The following is an 18,405-nucleotide window of genomic DNA, read 5'->3' as shown; positions in this document are numbered from 1 at the left end:
AGTCGCAGAATCGGCCGGCACCGGCGACCGCCGGCCCCGGGAGCCGTTCCGGACTCAGCCGCTCGTCCCGACGGTCTGGCGTACCTCCGCCGGCTCCAGCCGCTCCGCGGCCCGCTCGGCGGTGCCCCGGGCCCACCGCCCGCTCGTCACCGCCCCCAGCGCCAGGACCGCGAAGCCGCACACCACGAGGATCCACCAGCCGGGCCGCGCCGCTGACACGAACGCCTCGCGGTAGGAGGACGAGCCGATGCGCGAGGCGAGCACCGCGCCCACCACCGCCACCCCCAGCGTCTGGCCCAGTTGCCGGCTCGTGGAGGCGACCGCGGCGGCCACCCCCGCCTGGGCACGCGGCATGCCGGAGACCGCCGTGTTGGTGATGGGCGCGTTGACGAACCCGAAGCCGATGCCGAAGAGGACGTAGCCGGCGAAGAGCGTGACGTTCGAGGTCTCCGCCTCGAACGCGGCGAAGAGGACACCGCTCGTCGTCATCGCGAAGCCCGCGATCAGCAGCGGCAGACGGGGGCCACGCGTGCCGACCAGGCGGCCCGACAGCGGCGCGCACAGGAACGTCGGGACCGCCATCGGCAGCATCCACAGGCCCGCCTCCAGGGCGGTCAGGCCGCGCACGTTCTGCAGGTACAGCGTCGACAGGAACAGGAAGCCGCCGAGCGCGGCGAACGCGCTGATCGCGATGACCGTCGCCCCGCTGAACGGCGCCGAGCGGAAGAAGCGCAGGTCGATCAGCGGTTCCTTGCGGCGCGGCTCGTAGAGGAGCAGCCCCGCCAGGGCGGCGAGGGCGACGACGGCCAGCGGCGCTGTGGACCGGAACGGGGTGCTCGGCGCCTCGATGATCGCGTACGTCAGCGAGCCGAACAGCGCGATCACCAGCACCTGCCCGACGGGGTCGGGGCGGCGGGCCTTCGGCGCGCGGGACTCGGGGACGAACCGCAGGGTGAGCAGCAGTGCCGCCAGGCCCACCGGCAGATTGATCCAGAAGATCGAGCGCCAGCCGACCGACTCCACCAGGAGACCCCCGACGAGCGGGCCGGCAGCCATCGATATGCCGACGACCGCGCCCCACGCGCCGATCGCCCGGGCCCGCTCGCGCGGGTCCGTGAAGGTGTTGGTGATGATCGACATGGCGACCGGGTTCAGCATCGAGCCGCCCACCGCCTGCACCATCCGGAACGCGACCAGCGCCTCCAGGTTCGGCGCGAGGGAGCACAGCACCGAGCCGAGGGTGAAGACGACCAGGCCTGCCATGAAGACCCGCTTGCGGCCGATCCGGTCGGCCGTGGAGCCCGCGAGCATCAGCAGCGAGGCCAGGACCAGCGTGTACGCGTCGATCGTCCACTGCAGGCCCGACGTGCTCGCGTGCAGGTCCTGCTGCATGGACGGCAGGGCCACGTTCAGGACCGTGTTGTCGAGGCTCACGATCAGCAGGCTCATGCAGCAGATCGCGAGTACCAGCATGCGGCGGCGGGGGCTGAGCTCGGGCATGCGCGCCATCGTACGCCGATTTCGATAGTGTGGCTAACTAATGAATTTTGCCATCTCATTGCACGGCACAATGGAGGCATGTCCACGCCCCTCCAGATCGGTCCGCACACCGTCCAGCCCCCCGTCGTCCTGGCCCCCATGGCCGGGATCACCAATGCGCCCTTCCGCACCCTGTGCAGGGAGTTCAGTGGCGGCAAGGGCCTGTTCGTCAGCGAGATGATCACCACCAGGGCACTGGTCGAACGCAACGAGAAGACCATGCAGCTCATTCACTTCGACGCGAGTGAGCGCCCCCGCTCCATCCAGCTGTACGGCGTGGACCCCGCGACCGTCGGCAAGGCCGTCCGCATGATCGCGGAGGAGGACCTCGCCGACCACATCGACCTGAACTTCGGCTGCCCGGTGCCGAAGGTCACACGCAAGGGCGGCGGCTCCGCGCTGCCGTACAAGCGGAACCTGCTGCGGGCCATCCTGCGCGAGGCCGTCAGCGGCGCCGGCGATCTGCCCGTGACGATGAAGATGCGCAAGGGCATCGACGACGACCACATCACCTTCCTCGACGCCGGCCGGATCGCCGTCGAGGAGGGCGTCACCGCCATCGCCCTGCACGGCCGCACCGCCGCCCAGCACTACGGCGGCACCGCCGACTGGGAGGCCATCGCCCGGCTGAAGGAGCACGTGCCGGAGATCCCGGTGCTCGGCAACGGCGACATCTGGTCGGCCGAGGACGCCCTGCGGATGGTGCGCGAGACCGGCTGCGACGGTGTCGTGGTGGGGCGCGGCTGCCTGGGCCGGCCGTGGCTGTTCTCGGACCTGGTCGCCGCCTTCGAGGGCCGTACCCAGGACATCGCCCGCCCCGCCCTGCGCGAGGTCGCCGACGTCATGGTCCGGCACGCCACCCTGCTCGGGGAGTGGATCGGCGACGAGTCCCGGGGCGTGATCGACTTCCGCAAGCACGTCGCCTGGTACCTGAAGGGCTTCGCGGTCGGCTCCGAGATGCGCAAGCGCCTCGCGATCACCTCGTCCCTGGAGGAGCTGCGGTCCGGTCTGGACGAGCTGGACCTCGACCAGCCCTGGCCCGCCGGCGCCGACGGGCCCCGGGGCCGTACCTCCGGCAACAACCGGGTGGTGCTGCCGGACGGCTGGCTGAAGGACCCCTACGACTGCGCCGGGGTCGGCGAGGACGCCGAGCTCGACACCTCCGGCGGCTGATCAGCCCTTGGAGGGGCGCGGCGTGGAGCCGTACGCCTTCAGGAAGCGGTCGCGGAAGGCGTCCATCCTCCACACGGGCGCGTCGCGGTCGGGCTTGAGGCCCTCCGTCCAGTTCCAGGCGGCGACCTTGTCCAGGACCTTCGGGTCCTTCGCGACGATCGACACCGGCACGTCCCGGCCGGCGCGGGTGCCGCTGACCCGGGCGATGGGCTGGTGGTCGCCGAGGAAGACCAGGACGGTGTCGTCGGTGCCGTAGCGCTCCAGCCACTGGGTGAGGCTGGTGACCGAGTACTCGATGGACTTGCCGTACTCCTGGCGGGACTTGGTGGTGTCGGTGATGACGTCCGACGCCTTGTTGCCGGCCTTCTGGATCGCGTCGAAGACCGAGCCGTCGCCGAGTTCGTCCCAGCCGACCATCTTCGGGATGGGCGCCCAGGGCTGGTGACTGGAGGTCAGGATGACGAACGACATCAGCGGCTTGTCCCGCTTCTTGCCGTGCACCTGCCGCTGGAAGGCCTCCAGCGCGTACTGGTCGGGCATCGTCGACCAGCTGAACTTCGGGCCCCGGTAGCCCAGGTCGAAGGCGTCGTAGAGCTTGTCGAGGCCGTACCACTCCTCCTCCGGCCAGCCCTTCTGCACGCCCGGCATGACACCGACCGTGTCCCAGGCGCCGGTCTTCTGGAAGGCCTTGGTGAGGGTGAGGTGGTCGCCGGCGCTGACCGTGCGGTAGCGCCGCTGGTTGTCGATCCACAGGCCGGACATGGTCGTGGAGTGGCCGAGCCAGCTGCTGCCGCCGTAGGTCGCCGAGGTCAGCCAGCCGCTGCGGGCCGCGAAGCCCGCCTTCTCCAGGGCCTCGGTGCTCGTGTCGAGGGTCCGGTCGACGCCGGGTGCCATGACCGGGTCCTCGATCGCGCTGCGGCCGTAGCTCTCGATGAACGTGAAGATCACGTCCTTGCCGCGCAGATCCGGCAGCAGTTCACCGGGCGGGGTGTTGCCGAAGGTGTCCGCCTTCGACTGCTTCACGAACGCCGCCTCGTCCCGCAGCGATTCCACCGTCCGCTGCGCGTGCACCCTGAGGGCCCCGGCCCCGCGCTCGGAGGCGATCGGCCCGCCGAACAGGGTCAGGCCCAGCGCGGAGCAGGTGACCCAGACGGTGCCGGCGATCAGGGCGCCCTTGGTCGCCCGCACCCGGTGGCGGGCCAGCACGTGCGCGAGCCGGATCGCCGCCGCGACCATGACGGCCGCCACGAGCAGCACGAGCACCACCGCGCCGACGGCGGCCGCGGTCGCGACGCCCCCGCCGAGTGTGTCCTCGACGTACGCCTGGGCGTCGGGCAGCAGGTCCCAGTCGAGCGCGGCGTTGAAGCCCCTGCCCAGGTACTCGTTGAACCCCATGTCGAGCAGGTTCACCGTGGTCAGTGCGGTGAGCCCGAGTCCGTACAGCACCGCCGCCGCCAGCCGGGGCCGGGGCGGCAGCGCCAGCACGACGACGGCCCCGATGACCGCCTCGGCCGGGATCCGCGCGAAGCTGTCCGGTTCGAGGGCGGGGAGGGTGTTGGGCAGCAGCAGGGCCCCGAGGACCACGACGGCGGCGAGGGCGGTGGTGGCCAGGCGGAGGGCGCGGGCGGCCCGGGGGTGGCGGGTGCGCCAGCCGCGGAGGCGGGTGAGGCGCGCGAAGCGGGATCTGGGACCGGCGCCCTCCCTCTTCTCAGGGTCGGCCTCCGCTGCGACGGCCTTCTGGACGTGTGTGAAGACAGGCACCCGGAGGTCCTTCCCGTTCGAACCCGGTGAGGTGGCGGACCCGCGTGGGGGTGCGGGCCCGCCACCGTTCGGTACGGGGTGTCCCTCAGGTGTGTTCAGCCCGCCGGGCCAGCGCTCGGCAAACACCCGGCAAACGGCGACCCAACACGGCCCTCAGACCACGCCGACCGCCGTGAGCAGCGCCAACGGTGCGGACGCGGAACGGGATTCACGCACGCACGCGTGCGGGTACGGCACCGGCTCCGGGTGGGTGTCGCGGCCGTAGCCCGCGAGGACCTCCGGGAGCCGGTGGCCGGTCGTGCCCGCCGCGTCGACCAGGCCGCGGGCGATCGCGCGGGCCTCGTCGTGCAGCCCGTAGCGGGCCAGGCCCAGTGCGATCAGCGCGTTGTCGTGCGGCCAGACCGAGCCGCGGTGGTAGGAGAGCGGGTGGTACGCCGGCTGCCCGGCGGCGAGGGTGCGGACGCCCCAGCCGGAGAAGAAGTCCGGTTCGAGAAGCCGCCGGCCGACGAGTTCGCCGTACTCCTTGTCCAGCAGCCCCGACCACAGCAGGTGCCCGGCGTCGGAGGCCAGCGCGTCGACCCGTTCGCCCCGGCCGTCGAGCGCGAGGGCGGGGAAGGAGTGCTCCGGCATCCAGAAGTCCCGCTGGAAACGGTCGCGCAGGTCGCCGGCCGCCTGCTCCAGCAGGTGCGCGTACGTGGCGTCCTGCCACACCGTGCGGGCGAGGCCCGCCGTGCGGCGCAGGGCGTCGTAGGCGTAGCCCTGGGCGCCCGCGGCCGTCACCGGCCCGTGGGGGCGGGTGCCCTCGGCGGAGCAGATGGCGCCGGGGGAGTCCTTCCAGTTCTGGTTGGCGAGGCCGCCCTGGTCGGCGCGGTAGACGAGGTAGCCGCGCGAGGTGAGGCCGCCGTGGTCGAGCATCCAGGTGATCGCGGCCCGGGCGTGGGGTTCGAGGCGGCGGGCCGGGCCGGTGTCGCCGGTGTGCTCGGTGTACGCGCCGAGCAGGACGAGGAAGAGCGGGGTGGCGTCGACCGAGCCGTAGTAGCGGCCGTAGGGGACCTGGCCGAAGTGGGCCAGTTCGCCGTGCCGTACCTCGTGCACGATCTTGCCGGGCTGGGCGATCTCGTCGGCGCGGGTCCCGGTGGCCTGCGTCGCGGCGAGCGCGGGCAGTGTGGCGGCGGCCAGCCGCGGCCGGTAGGGCAGGGCGAACAGCGAGGTCAGCAGGGCGTCCCGGCCCAACAGGGTCAGGAACCAGGGGGCGCCGGCGGCCGGGACGCGCAGTTCCTCACCGTCCGGGCCGGTCGCCGGGACCTGCAGGGCGGCGAGGTCGGCGAGGCCCCGGGTGCAGGCCGCGGCCAGCTCGGGCCAGCCGGCCGGAAAGGCCACGTCTTGGACGAACTCGCCCTCCCGGGCGCGCAGTTGCTCCTGGAGGGCGGCGGGGGAGCGGGGTACGCGCAGGGCACGCCGGTCGCCGTGCGGGCGGGCCATGACCCGCAGGGTCAGCTCGGCGGTGCCGTGCGGTTCGAGGTCCAGGGTCCATGCCAGGCGGCGGGCGCCGGTGCCCGTCTCCTCCACGGCGTCCGGGTGGGGGTCGGCCGTCACCGTCGTGACGGATTGCCATTCGCCGCGCCGGTAGGTGAACTCCACGCCGTGGCCCAGCACGCGGCGGGAGCGGACGGCCCCGGCCTTCGTGTAGGTGCGGTGGTCCGATCGCAGCTCGAACTGGTCGGTGAAGTCGGCGTCGGCGGTGACCGCGAGGTGGACCGTCGTCGGCACCGGGCGGTTGCTGGTGACGCGCAGCGACTCCACGAACGCGGAGTCCCCGACGGCCTGTTCGCGGAAGAGCGTGTACGCGGGCGGTTCGTCGCGGCCGCCGCGCGGCACGAGCACACAGCGCGCGGTGTCCCCGTCGGCCACCGGCGTCAGCGTGTCGGGCACCGCCCCGTCGACGGTGAGCTGCCACCGGCTCAGATGCCGGGCGTCCCGTACGAACATGCCGTCCGGGGCGCTGCCGCCCCGGTAGCCGCTGATGTCGCCGCGGTCGCCGACGGCGGCGAACGTCCGGCCGTGCACGAGCAGATGATGCCGGTCAGTCATCCCCGGTCTCCTCCCTTGATCGCCGTGAGGCCGTTCCTGCCCCGTGCGGGCCGGTCGTGCAGCAGGTCGAGCGTGAGCGCGGCGGTCCAGCCGAAGCCGGTGACGCCGCAGGCCTGTGCCGTGTACGGGTCGACGTACTCCGCGAAGCCGGAGGCGCCGGCGGTGTGCAGCATGCCCTTGCGCAGGGCGTCGGCCCGGCCGCGCTCGCCGTGCAGCCGCAGCCCGCGCTCCAGCAGCCAGTTGGTGTTGAACCAGGCCGGGCCGCGCCAGTAGCGGTGCGGGTCGAAGGCCTCGCCGAGCAGGTCGTAGCTCGGGACCAGGCGGGTCGTGCCGCCGAGGCCGAAGTGCGGGCCGCACATCGTGCGGACCAGGGTGGCCGCGAGGTCGCGCGGCAGGGCCGGCAGCAGCAGCGGGATCAGCCCGGAGACACCGCGCTCGGGGATCAGCTCCCCGGCGCGCACGTCCCGGCACAGGAACATCCCCGCCGCCGGTTCCCACAGCCGCTCCACCAGGGCCGCCGTCAGGCGCTCGGCGCGGACCCGCCGTGCGGAGCCGGCCGCGCCCAGCTCGTGGGCGATCCGGGCCAGGGCGTACTCGGAGGCGACGAGCAGGGCGTTGAACGCCGGGTCCTCCACGGCGAATCCGCCCGACGCTCCGTCGGGGCCGTCGGCGTATCCGCGGTCCCGGTAGTCGGCGGCCAGCCGCACGTACCGCCCGTAGTCCAGATCCGTCGGCCGGTCCTCGGGGGCGCCGTGGTCGAGGTCGGCGCGCCGGTAGGAGCGGGCCGGGGCCGGGGTGACCCGGGACAACGGGCGGTCCCAGCAGGGGCTGTTGTCCATACCCTGTTCCCAGGGGTGCACGACGGAGACCAGCCCGCCCCCGCCGAGGTCGCGCCGGTGCAGGAGGTAGCCGTGCCAGGCGGCCAGCCGGGGGTACGCCCGGGTGAGGAAGCCGCGCGCCCTGGACAGGCCCGGGTCGGCGAGGTGCACCAGCCACGCGGCCAGGGCGTGGACCGGTGGCTGCACGATCCCGGACGTCTGTACGGTGCGCGGGGCGCCCGCGGTGCTCCCCGCGGTCGACGAGCGCCAGAAGTCGGGGCTCGGGAAGTACGCGTCGAGGGGGACGGAGGGGTTGAAGACGATGTGCGGGATCCGCCCGTCCGCCCACTGGGCCGCCAGCAGCGTCTCCAGTTCCGTCTGGGCCCGTAACGGCGAGACGTGCCTGAGGCCGATCGCGATGAACGCAGAGTCCCACGACCACTGGTGCGGATACAGACTGCGCGAGGGCACCGTGGACGTCCCCGTCCAGCCTGCCTCCAGCACGGCGGTGGCCCGCACATGCAGGGGGGACGCGGCGCTGGACGGATCGTATGCAACGGTGCGTCCTGGGGGGCGCGGGGCGCGTTGGGCGGTGCGGTCCACTCGGGGCTCTCCGAAAAGACGTCCGGCCGGAAGGTTCGGCTGCGGCTACCGTAGGGTTACGTCTATTTAACACGCAAAACCCACTATGTAAGGCAAGGTTGAGAAACACAAGGGGGTGTGCATGACCGGACGGCCCGGGAGAACCGGACGAGGTGCGGGCCGGGGGAGCGCCGGCGAGCTGCTCGAACTGGTGCGCAGTCGCCGTGCCGTGACCCGGGGTGCGCTGCAGCAGGCGACCGGACTGTCCCGGGCGACCGTCGGGCAGCGGCTGGACCGGCTCTTCCGGGCGGGCTGGCTGCGCGAGGGCGCCGGGGGGCCGGTGGACTCCCCGCTGGGCGGACGGCCCTCCATCACCCTGGAGTTCGACGACGAGCACGCGGTGGTCCTGGCCGCCGACCTCGACACGCGGCACGCGCGGGCGGCCGTGCTGTCGCTGAGCGGCGAGATCCTCGCCGAGCACTCCGGCACCCTGGTCGTCGAGGACGGCCCGGACACCGTGCTCGGCGAACTCGGCCGCTGGTTCGCCGAGTTGCTGGAGAAGACCGGATGCGGGGCCGAGGCGCTCTGCGGGGTCGGGCTCGCGGTGCCCGGCCCGGTCGACACCGAGACCGGCCGCGTCGTCCAGCCGCCGATCATGCCCGGCTGGGACGGCTACGACATACGGGGCCGGCTGTCCCGGGCGCTCACCGAGCACGCGGGCGCCGCCGGGGTGCCCGTGCTGGTGGACAACGACGCCAACCTCATGGCGTACGGCGAACAGCGCACCGGCTACCCCGGCTGCTCCGCCTTCGTGCTGGTCAAGGTCTCCACCGGCATCGGCGCCGGGGTCGTGGTGGACGGCTCGGTGTTCCGCGGCATCGACGGCGGCGCCGGCGACATCGGGCACATCCGGGTGCCGGAGGGCGCCGAGGCGCTGTGCCGGTGCGGCTCGTACGGCTGTCTGGCCGCCGTCGCGAGCGGTGGCGCGGTGGCGCGGCGGCTGGCGGAGACCGGGGTGCCGGCGGCCTCCGGCTCGGACGTCCGGGACCTGCTGGCGTCCGGGCACCCCGAGGCGGTCGGACTCGCCCGGGAGGCCGGGCGCCGGGTCGGGGACGTCCTCGCGACCGTCGTGACGCTGCTCAACCCCGGCGTCCTGATGATCGCCGGGGATCTGGCCGGAACCGCCTTCCTGACGGGCGTGCGCGAACTGCTGTACCAGCGGGCGCTGCCCCGCTCCACCGCCCACCTGGACGTGGTGACCGCACGGCTGGGGGAGCAGGCCGCGCTGGTCGGGGCCGGTGCCATGGTCGTGGAGCACCTCTACGCGCCCGAGCGGGTCGAGGAGCGGCTGCGCGCGCTCGGGGTGTGACGCCGGTGTTTCGGTCCCGGGACGCCGTCCGCATGGTGAAATCCCGGCGGCTGTGGCAGCGTGATTCTCGCCACCCCTGATAAGGGTTGCGCTCAGATGAGCGGATCTTGGGCGACTGCACTTCTCCAAAGGGTGGCACTGAGTGCCACCCTTTGATCGTTCATCGAGCGAAATCAAATGTGCGGAAACATCGCTCACATGAGCGCTCGGAGGGTCTCAGGGAGGCTCTTGCGTTCAAGAAGTGAAAACATGCGGCTGCGATCGCTTGCTCAGCCTTGACTTTCGATCCGCTGGCGGACGAGTGGTTACAGGCGCATGACGCACAAGTGGACGTACCCAGACGCCTTTGATCTGGGTATGTTCCTGCCCGTCAGGGCAGCCACCGCGTCCTCGAGGAGTCGAGACCCGTGTCGGAAAACAAAGATCTCCCGGTAGCCGAGCAGGCCGCGAGCGTTGAGGGCGTGAAGTTCGTCTACGACTTCACCGAGGGCAACAAGGACCTCAAGGACCTCCTCGGTGGCAAGGGCGCGAACCTCGCGGAGATGACGAACCTCGGCCTTCCGGTCCCGCCCGGGTTCACCATCACCACCGAGGCCTGCAAGGTCTACCTGGACAGCGGCGAGGAGCCGGCGGCACTGCGTGACGAGGTGAGTGCACACCTCGACGCGCTCGAGGCCCGCATGGGCAAGAAGCTCGGCCAGGCCGACGACCCGCTGCTGGTGTCGGTGCGCTCGGGCGCCAAGTTCTCCATGCCCGGCATGATGGACACCGTCCTCAACATCGGCCTCTCCGACAAGTCGGTGCAGGGCCTGGCCAAGCAGGCCGGCGACGACCGGTTCGCGTGGGACTCCTACCGCCGCCTCATCCAGATGTTCGGCAAGACCGTCCTGGGTGTCGACGGCGAGCTGTTCGAGGACGCGCTGGAGGCGGCCAAGGCGGCCAAGAAGGTCACGGTCGACACCGAGCTGGAGGCCGCCGACCTCAAGAAGCTCGTCACCAAGTTCAAGAAGATCGTCAAGACCGAGGCCGGCCGGGACTTCCCGCAGGAGCCGCGCGAGCAGATGGACCTCGCCATCCACGCCGTCTTCGACTCCTGGAACACCGACCGGGCCAAGCTCTACCGCCGCCAGGAGCGCATCCCGCACGACCTGGGCACGGCCGTCAACGTCTGTTCCATGGTCTTCGGCAACCTCGGCCCCGACTCCGGCACCGGCGTCGCCTTCACCCGCGACCCCGCCTCCGGCCACCAGGGCGTCTACGGCGACTACCTGCAGAACGCGCAGGGCGAGGACGTCGTGGCGGGCATCCGCAACACCGTGCCGCTCGCCGACCTGGAGCAGATCGACAAGAAGTCGTACGACCAGCTCATGCAGATCATGGAGACCCTGGAGAACCACTACAGGGATCTCTGCGACATCGAGTTCACCATCGAGCGCGGTGTCCTGTGGATGCTCCAGACCCGCGTCGGCAAGCGCACCGCGGGCGCGGCCTTCCGCATCGCGACCCAGCTGGTGGACCAGGGCCTGATCGACGAGGCCGAGGCGCTCACCCGCGTCAACGGCGCCCAGCTCGCGCAGCTGATGTTCCCGCGCTTCGACGAGAGCGCGAAGGTCGCGACGGTCGGCCGGGGCATCGCGGCCTCGCCGGGGGCGGCGGTCGGCAAGGCCGTCTTCGACTCCTACACGGCCGTGAAGTGGTCGCGTTCGGGCGAGAAGGTCATCCTGATCCGCCGTGAGACCAACCCCGACGACCTGGACGGCATGATCGCCGCCGAGGGCATCCTGACCTCGCGCGGCGGCAAGACCTCCCACGCGGCCGTGGTCGCGCGCGGCATGGGCAAGACCTGTGTCTGCGGCGCCGAGGAGCTGGAGGTCGACACCAAGCGCCGCCGGATGACCGTGCCGGGCGGGCACGTCGTCGAGGAGGGCGACGTCGTCTCCATCGACGGCTCCTCGGGCAAGGTCTACCTCGGTGAGGTACCCGTCGTGCCGTCGCCGGTCGTGGAGTACTTCGAGGGCCGGATGCACCCGGGTGCCGACGACGCCGACGAGCTCGTCGAGGCCGTGCACCGGATGATGGCCTTCGCCGACCGCAAGCGCCGCCTGCGGGTGCGCGCCAACGCCGACAACGCCGAGGACGCGCTGCGCGCCCGCCGCTTCGGCGCCCAGGGCATCGGCCTGTGCCGCACCGAGCACATGTTCCTCGGCGACCGGCGCGAGCTGGTGGAGCGGCTGATCCTGGCCGACACGGACACCGAGCGCGAGGAGTCCCTCAAGCAGCTGCTCCCGCTCCAGAAGCAGGACTTCGTGCAGCTCTTCGAGTCCATGGACGGCCTCCCGGTCACCGTCCGCCTGCTGGACCCGCCGCTGCACGAGTTCCTCCCGGACATCACCGAGCTGTCCGTCCGCGTGGCCCTCGCCGAGTCCCGCCAGGAGCCGCACGAGAACGAACTGCGCCTGCTCCAGGCCGTGCACCGGCTGCACGAGCAGAACCCGATGCTGGGTCTGCGCGGGGTGCGCCTCGGCCTGGTCATCCCCGGCCTGTTCACCATGCAGGTCCGGGCGATCGCCGAGGCCGCGGCCGAGCGCAAGGCCGCCAAGGGCGACCCGCGTGCCGAGATCATGATCCCGCTGGTCGGCACGGTGCAGGAGCTGGAGATCGTGCGCGAGGAGGCCGACCAGGTCATCGCCGAGGTCGAGGCGGCCTCGGGCGCGCAGCTGAAGCTGTCCATCGGCACGATGATCGAGCTGCCGCGCGCCGCGCTCACCGCCGGTCAGATCGCCGAGGCCGCGGAGTTCTTCTCCTTCGGCACGAACGACCTGACCCAGACGGTGTGGGGCTTCTCCCGGGACGACGTGGAGGCGAGCTTCTTCACGGCGTACCTGGAGAAGGGCATCTTCGGTGTCTCCCCCTTCGAGACGATCGACAAGGACGGCGTCGGTTCCCTCGTGAAGCTGGCCGCCAAGGCCGGCCGCGAGACCCGCCCCGACCTCAAGCTCGGCGTCTGCGGCGAGCACGGCGGCGACCCGGAGTCGGTCCACTTCTTCCACGAGGTCGGACTCGACTACGTCTCCTGCTCCCCGTTCCGCATCCCGGTGGCCCGCCTGGAAGCGGGCCGGGCGGCGGTCCAGTCCCAGGGCAGCGACCACCGCTAGCCCGGGCCACGGAACCCGGAGCCGTCGACGGTCCCCGACCCTCACCGATCGCGGCGGCTCCGGAGCACGGAGAAGAGCGGGCGGCACCTTGTGCGGAGGTGCCGCCCCTTCGTGCATCCGGGACCGTACCGCCGGGCTCGTGGCCCGTGGGGCAGGGGCCGGGGCGCAAGGGTCGACACGAGGACGACGAGGACCGGTCTCCAGGGAGAGGGCGCGGTCAGGGCGAGGGACAGCGCGAGGGAAGCGAGGACGACCGCTGCGGGCGACGCGGTGGGGTCACTGGGGCCGCCCTTCCCGCAGGCACACGACCGTGCCGGACCGGGCGGCGGTGAGCAGCGCGCCGAGGGTCGGCAGGAGAGTCGCCAGCGGCATGGACTCCAGTTCAGTGAGGGCGAAGAGACCGTGGTCGTCGTGCTCCGAGCTGCGCCGGACGGGCTGCCCGGCCGGGAGCCGGCCACCGTGGAAGTAGAAGTCGATCACCGGCCCCGTGCCCAGCACATCGGCCCGGTGGTCGTACCCGATGAACCGCGGGTCCTCTTCCAGGACGATGCCGGTCTCCTCGTGCAGTTCCCGGCGCGCGGCACCGGCGGGGTCCTCGCCGTGGTCGAGCATGCCGCCCGGCAGCCCCCAGAGCCCCGCGGCGGGCAGGCCCCCGGCGTAGCGCAGCAGCAGGAGCCGGTCCTCGGCGTCGAGCAGCAGGACGCAGGACGCGACGATGGTCTGCGGCAGTGTCTTGACCCACTCGGCACGGGGCAGCACACCCGGCGCGTTCGGGACGGGCGCGGTCGTGTCCACGGTGGTGTTCCTTCCGTCGGCAGGGCAGCCCGCTGTGAACTGCCCAACCGGTGGAACGGCCGGGCCCGCCGATGGTCACCGGCGGGTCCGGCTCAGGTGTCGCACGCGCCCCCCGGTTACGAGCGGAACGGGCCCGTCACCTCGTAGGTGATGCCGCCCGAGGAGCTGCCGCTGGTGCCGCGCTGGCTGGAGAAGTAGAGGCGGGTGCCGTCGGGGGAGAAGGCCGGGCCGGTGATCTCCGAGCTCGACTGGCCGTCGACGCGCAGGAACGAGGCGACGACGTCGTCAGGGGTGATGACACAGATGTCCATGCTGCCGCCGTCCTCGGCGACGAAGAGGTCGCCGGAGGAGGCGCCGGTGATGTTGTCGACGCCGGTGAGGGGGGCCGTGCCGTTGACGAGGGAGTCGTCGTAGGCCAGTTCGTACGTGTTGGTGAGGAGGTTGAGCTGCCAGACGCGGTTGTCGCCCTTGGTGGTGAACCAGACCGTGTCGTTCGCGTAGTGGCAGCCCTCGCCGCCGTTGAAGGACTTCGAGCCGGAGACCTGGGAGCGGGTGGCAGTGGGGGAGCCGTCGGGGTCGGGGATGTCGGCCCAGGTGAAGGAGCCGCTCGTGGCGCTGCCCGCGACCATCACCTGGAGTTTGCCGGACGACAGGTTGCCCCAGGTCGTCGGCACGAAGCGGTAGAAGCGGCCGTTCGTCTCGTCCTCGGTCAGATAGATCACCTTGCGCACCGGGTCGGCGGCCGCCGCCTCGTGCTTGAAGCGGCCCATCGCCGCACGCTGCACCGCGGCGTTCGTGCCCCACGGGTCGGTCTCGTAGACGTAGCCGAGGGACACCTCCTCGCAGGACAGCCAGGTGTTCCACGGTGTCTTGCCGCCCGCGCAGTTCTGACGGGTGTTGGAGAGGATCCGGTACGCGCCGGTGATCGCGCCCGTCGCCGAGAACTTGACCGCGCTCGCGCCGCCCGAGGGGTTGATCTCGGAGTTGGAGACGTAGATCCAGCCCGTGCCGTCGGCGTAACAGGCGCCGCCGTCCGGGGCGTTGTGCCAGGTGTACGACGTGTTCCCGACGCGCTGGCCCGACCGGGCGATCACCCGGCTGGTGAAGCCGCTGGGGAGTCTGATGCCGTTGGCGTCCGGGGAACCCAGCGGCCCGTAGGGGCCGGTGCCGGGCTGGGCCGGGGCCGCGTACGCGGCGCCGCGCCACAGGGTTCCGCCCAGAGCGGCCGATGTGCCGCCGAGGACGGCCGCACGCAGGAGGCTACGACGTTCCACTCTCACTCCAAGAGGTGCCGTACCGCCCCGCCGCCGGTCGACGGCAGGGGTCGTGCGTGGGGGGAGGCGGAAAGGACGCTAAGGGCGCCGGGTTGACGGGGCATGGCCAACTCGTGGCCGTGGGACGGCATGCTGAGGCCGCCCGTGCTCTGCGGCTGCCGGGTCTACGCCGGCAGCGCCGGAACCTCCCGTCTCGGCCTCCTCGGGCGGTCGCCGCCCGGCCCGGGGCCGCCCTCGCCCGGCGGCCGCGCGGACGGCAGCCGGATCACCACGTCCAGGCCGCCGGTCGCCGCGGCGCGCAGGGTCGCCTCGCCGCCGCTGGCATGGGTGAGGCGCTGCACCAGGGCGAGACCGAGTCCCGTACCGCCCTTGGGGGCGCCCGGGGCGCGCCAGAAGCGGTCGAAGGCACGGGCCCGCTGCTCCTCCGTCATGCCGGGGCCCTCGTCGGTGACGTGCAGGTCGACCCAGCGGGGCCGACTGTCGCGCAAGGCCCGCCGGGGCGGGGCGTGCAGCCGCAGCTCGATCGTGACGGTGCTGCCCGCCGGGGACGCCCGCAGGGCGTTGGACAGCAGGTTGTCCATGATCTGCTCGACGGCCCCCGGCACCGCCAGCACCGGGCAGACGCTCCCCGCGAAGAGCACGAGGGAGACGCCCTCCCGTGCGAACAGGGCCTGCCAGGTACGGTGCCGCTCCGCGCAGACCGCGCCCAGGTCGACGGTGGCGGGGATCGCCGCGTGCTCCTCCAGCCGGGCCATGGCCAGCAGGTGCTCGACCATCCGGGCCAGCCGGTCCGTCTCCGTGACGGCCGCGGCGAGGCTGCCCCGGGCCCGGGCGGCGATGTCCGGCTCCAGGTTCTCCAGGCGCAGCCGCAGCGCCGCCAGCGGTGTCTTCAGCTGGTGCGAGGCCTCGCCCGCGAACGCCCGCTGGGACGCCAGCAGATGGGCGAACCGGGCCGCGGTGTGGTTGAACGCGGCCGCCAGACTGCGTACTTCCGGCGGTCCCTTCGTGATCGTCACCGGCGCGAACCGGCCGCCGTCGGCCAAGTCGTGCGTGGCCTGCTCCAGTTCACGGATGGGACGGCCCGCCCAGCGGGCGAAGGCGAAACCGACCACGGCGACCGCCGTCAGCACGGCCAGTCCGCCCAGCGCCAGCAGCAGCCACACATGGTGGACCCGCTCGTGCACCGTCCGGGTGGGCACCGTCAGCCACACCGCACCGGTCGGCCGCACCTCCTGGCCGACCGGCGCGGCCACGGACAGATACTCGACCCCGCCGATCGTGGAGGTCCGGACGTCCACCGTCGACGTGCCCCGCAGTGCGGCCGCGATGCCCGGCCGCGCGGCCAGGTCGCCGGACATCTCGGCATCCCTCGGGTGCGAGGCGGCGAGCGGCGCGCCCGAGGGGCCGACGATCACCACCTTCCCGCCGATGCGCCGCGCACAGTGCACCACCCGCTCGGGCAGGTCCTGCTCGGCCCGCCCCGCCGCGAGGGACAGCGCGGCGTACGCGGAGACCGACTCGGCCTCCTCCTTCGCCGCGTTGACGACCCGCTCCCGCTCGCCGCGTGAGTACACGAAGCCCAGCGGGATCTCCAGGCAGAGCAGCACCAGCGCCGCGAGGCTGAGGTAGCTGAGCAGCAGCCGGCGGGTCACGGAGAGGCCACCTGCGCGGTCGGCCCCGTGTGCACCGCCAGCCGGAAACCGACGCCCCGCAGGGTCCTGATCCACGCCGGGTGCCCCAACTTGCGGCGCAGTGCGGCCACATGGACGTCCAGGGTCTTGGTCGGGCCGTCGTAGTGCGGGTCCCAGACGCGGTCGAGGATCTGCTGCCGCGAGTAGACCGCGCCCGGGTCCTCGCTCAGCAGTGCCAGCAGGTCGAACTCCTTGGGCGTGAGCAGGACGGGGGCGTCGCCCACCCAGACCTGGCGGGTGCGGCGGTCCACGACGAGCGGGCCCGGGTCGTGCGGCGGGTCGGGGGCGGGGTCGTAGGAGGTGGTCGCGGGGGGTTCGTAGGAGAGGGGCGGGGCCGGGTCGTACGCGGGGGCCGGAGCCGGCTCGTACGGCGGCGGCTCGGGGGTGCCCCGGGCTCCCGCGCTCTCGGGAAACGCCTGGTGGGTGCGTTGCGTGCGGCGGGTCACCGCACGGACCCGGGCGACCAGTTCCCGCACGCTGAATGGTTTCGCCAGGTAGTCGTCGGCGCCCAGCTCCAGGCCCAGCACACGGTCGGCCTCCTCGCCGCGGGCGCTGAGGATGACGATGGGCACGTCCGAGACCTGCCGGATGCCGCGGCAGACGTCGATGCCGTCCATGTCCGGCAGCCCCAGGTCGAGCAGGACGACGTCGTTGTACGGGCCTCTCAGACCGTCCGTCCCGGTGGCGACGTGGTCGACCGTCAGACCGAAGTGGCCGAGCCCTTCGGTGAGCGGCTCGGCGATCGTCTCGTCGTCTTCGATGAGCAGCACTCGTAGGCCCATACGTCCTGTCTCTCCGTGAAGCCGGCATGAATCCGGGCAGCGTCAATTCACATTTCCTGCCCCGGAGTTCACACGCTACAAGATGACGCTGCATCTGGGAATCCGACAAAGAATGTTCAATTGCTGGCCGGGCTCTGGCTTTTGCTTAACCTTCCTCTGTAGGTCGGCGGTCTACGGTGGGGTCACAGGATGAACTCCCAGCTCAGGAGAGTGCGTTGAAGGCTTTGCTGGACCGTGCCCGTACGTTCAGGACGCGCGTCGATTTCGACAGCGGCGAATATCGGAAACTGGCTGAAGGGCAATACCCGGAGGCGTTGTTCATTACCTGCTCGGACTCGCGCGTCATACCCGCGATGATCACGGGCGCACGACCCGGAGAAATATTCGAGCTGCGGAACGCGGGCAATATCGTGCCGCCCTACGGACGGCCCGGGGCCTGTGGAGAGGCGGCCACCATCGAGTACGCACTGGAGGTGCTCGGGGTTCAGGACATCGTGGTGTGTGGTCACTCACACTGCGGTGCGATGGGTGCGCTGAAGTCCGGCGACGACCTGTCCGCCCTGCCCGGTGTGGACGCCTGGCTCCGCCTCGCCCGCCCGGAGCTGACCTCGGTCCTGGAGACCGCCCCGGACGATCCGTCCCTGCCGGAGGTGTCCCAGGGCAACGTCGTCAACCAGCTGGCCGCCCTGCGGAGTTACCCCGTGGTGCGGCAACGCCTCGACTCGGGCCGGCTCCGGCTGCACGGCTGGTACTACGAGGTCGACACCGGCTTCGTCTACGAACTCGGCGACGACGGCAGCTTCCGGGTGCACGCCGCGTGAGCGGGGCGCACGCGCGGGGAAGGACGCGGGGCGGCCCGGGGGGCGGGCGGCCGGGCGGAGCGGCGGAGGGCACGGCCGACCGGTGGTCGGCCGACGCGGCGGGGGGGACGGCGGACCGGTGGACGACCGATTCCGCGGGAGGCGCAGCCGGTTGGGGACCAGGACCCGCGGAAGGGACCGGGGGCTGGGAGAGCGCCGGAGCGGCGGGAGGTGCGGGGGGCTGGTCGGCAGGAGAGCCGGGGGGCGGTGGTCCGAGGGGAGGGCCGTCGCCGGGAGGCGGCGCGGAGTGGCGGACTGGTTCCGCGGGGGACACGGGGGATTGGCCGACGGGGGGTTCCGCGGGGGACACGGGAGCCTGGTCGGCGGATGGTGGTGCGTGGGGTGGGGCGCCGGGAGGTGTACCGGGTGATCCCGGAGGCGTGGCCGGCGGGTCAGGTGGCTGGGGGACCGGCGGGCCGGCAGAAGACCGGCCGGAGGGCTCCGGTGGCCGGTCCGGGGGCGGTTCCGAGGGGCGCCCGGCCCGTGGACCGGGCAAGGGCACGGTGGGCGGTGGT

General features: G+C 72.3%; 12 protein-coding genes. 4 read left to right on the top strand and 8 right to left on the bottom strand.

The genetic code is table 11. The features are described 5' to 3' along the window. Positions 1-54: 54 nt before the first annotated feature. Positions 55-1,500, bottom strand: a complete 1,446-nt coding sequence (locus AB0G20_RS01895) for an MFS transporter (protein ID WP_361294286.1) — start codon at positions 1,498-1,500, stop codon at positions 55-57. Positions 1,501-1,578: 78 nt separating this feature from the next. Between AB0G20_RS01895 and dusB the strand changes: the two genes are divergently transcribed. Beyond that, positions 1,579-2,712 carry a tRNA dihydrouridine synthase DusB gene (gene dusB / locus AB0G20_RS01890; RefSeq protein ID WP_361294283.1) on the top strand — a complete coding sequence of 378 codons (1,134 nt, stop codon included), beginning with the start codon at positions 1,579-1,581 and terminating at the stop codon, positions 2,710-2,712. On the opposite strand, the gene AB0G20_RS01885 is transcribed toward dusB, so the two are convergent. The 3 genes from AB0G20_RS01885 to AB0G20_RS01875 all read right to left on the bottom strand — a co-directional run bounded on the left by AB0G20_RS01885 (position 2,713) and on the right by AB0G20_RS01875 (position 7,886). Next, positions 2,713-4,473: a sulfatase-like hydrolase/transferase gene (locus tag AB0G20_RS01885; protein ID WP_361294280.1), complete on the bottom strand. Its 1,761-nt coding sequence runs from the start codon at positions 4,471-4,473 to the stop codon at positions 2,713-2,715. 153 nt (positions 4,474-4,626) lie between these two features. Further along, positions 4,627-6,564, bottom strand: a complete 1,938-nt coding sequence (locus tag AB0G20_RS01880) for a glycogen debranching N-terminal domain-containing protein (RefSeq protein ID WP_361294277.1) — start codon at positions 6,562-6,564, stop codon at positions 4,627-4,629. Further along, positions 6,561-7,886 (bottom strand): hypothetical protein, encoded by a 1,326-nt coding sequence (locus tag AB0G20_RS01875; protein WP_361295772.1) that lies wholly within the window; start codon positions 7,884-7,886, stop codon positions 6,561-6,563. The genes AB0G20_RS01880 and AB0G20_RS01875 overlap by 4 nt, the downstream gene beginning before the upstream one ends. Before the next feature lie 220 nt (positions 7,887-8,106). Between AB0G20_RS01875 and AB0G20_RS01870 the strand changes: the two genes are divergently transcribed. Then, positions 8,107-9,333: an ROK family protein gene (locus AB0G20_RS01870; RefSeq protein ID WP_361294274.1), complete on the top strand. Its 1,227-nt coding sequence runs from the start codon at positions 8,107-8,109 to the stop codon at positions 9,331-9,333. 461 nt (positions 9,334-9,794) lie between these two features. After that, entirely contained in the window at positions 9,795-12,488 is a 2,694-nt protein-coding gene (ppdK, locus tag AB0G20_RS01865; RefSeq protein WP_361295769.1) for a pyruvate, phosphate dikinase, read from the top strand. 276 nt (positions 12,489-12,764) lie between these two features. Here the strand turns inward: ppdK and AB0G20_RS01860 are convergent, their stop codons facing one another. The 4 genes from AB0G20_RS01860 to AB0G20_RS01845 all read right to left on the bottom strand — a co-directional run bounded on the left by AB0G20_RS01860 (position 12,765) and on the right by AB0G20_RS01845 (position 17,030). Next, the gene (locus tag AB0G20_RS01860) at positions 12,765-13,283 is read right to left on the bottom strand and encodes an NUDIX hydrolase (RefSeq protein ID WP_361294271.1); all 519 of its coding nucleotides are present in this window, start codon (positions 13,281-13,283) and stop codon (positions 12,765-12,767) included. Positions 13,284-13,399: 116 nt separating this feature from the next. Further along, the gene (locus AB0G20_RS01855) at positions 13,400-14,557 is read right to left on the bottom strand and encodes an alkaline phosphatase PhoX (protein ID WP_361294268.1); all 1,158 of its coding nucleotides are present in this window, start codon (positions 14,555-14,557) and stop codon (positions 13,400-13,402) included. Positions 14,558-14,721: 164 nt separating this feature from the next. After that, positions 14,722-16,209, bottom strand: a complete 1,488-nt coding sequence (locus AB0G20_RS01850) for a HAMP domain-containing sensor histidine kinase (protein WP_361294265.1) — start codon at positions 16,207-16,209, stop codon at positions 14,722-14,724. Next, entirely contained in the window at positions 16,206-17,030 is an 825-nt protein-coding gene (locus AB0G20_RS01845; protein ID WP_361294262.1) for a response regulator transcription factor, read from the bottom strand. The genes AB0G20_RS01850 and AB0G20_RS01845 overlap by 4 nt, the downstream gene beginning before the upstream one ends. 215 nt (positions 17,031-17,245) lie before the next feature. Here AB0G20_RS01845 and AB0G20_RS01840 point away from each other — a divergent pair, with 215 nt between their 5' ends. Next, a complete protein-coding gene (locus AB0G20_RS01840; RefSeq protein WP_361294259.1) occupies positions 17,246-17,851 on the top strand; it encodes a carbonic anhydrase in 606 nt (201 codons plus the stop codon). Positions 17,852-18,405: the final 554 nt, after the last annotated feature.

Origin of the sequence: Streptomyces sp. NPDC024017 (genome assembly GCF_040638895.1) — a bacterium.
Lineage (GTDB): Bacteria > Actinomycetota > Actinomycetes > Streptomycetales > Streptomycetaceae > Streptomyces.
Note: the sequence above shows the minus strand (reverse complement) of the source record. Positions and strands in the feature narration are given on the sequence as shown.

Excerpts from the sequence above, each read along its gene's own strand:
- AB0G20_RS01895 (WP_361294286.1), bottom strand. The coding sequence starts at position 1,500 with ATGCCCGAGCTCAGCCCCCGCCGCCGCATGCTGGTACTCGCGATCTGC.
- dusB (WP_361294283.1), top strand. The coding sequence starts at position 1,579 with ATGTCCACGCCCCTCCAGATCGGTCCGCACACCGTCCAGCCCCCCGTC.
- AB0G20_RS01880 (WP_361294277.1), bottom strand. The coding sequence starts at position 6,564 with ATGACTGACCGGCATCATCTGCTCGTGCACGGCCGGACGTTCGCCGCC.
- AB0G20_RS01870 (WP_361294274.1), top strand. The coding sequence starts at position 8,107 with ATGACCGGACGGCCCGGGAGAACCGGACGAGGTGCGGGCCGGGGGAGC.
- AB0G20_RS01845 (WP_361294262.1), bottom strand. The coding sequence starts at position 17,030 with ATGGGCCTACGAGTGCTGCTCATCGAAGACGACGAGACGATCGCCGAG.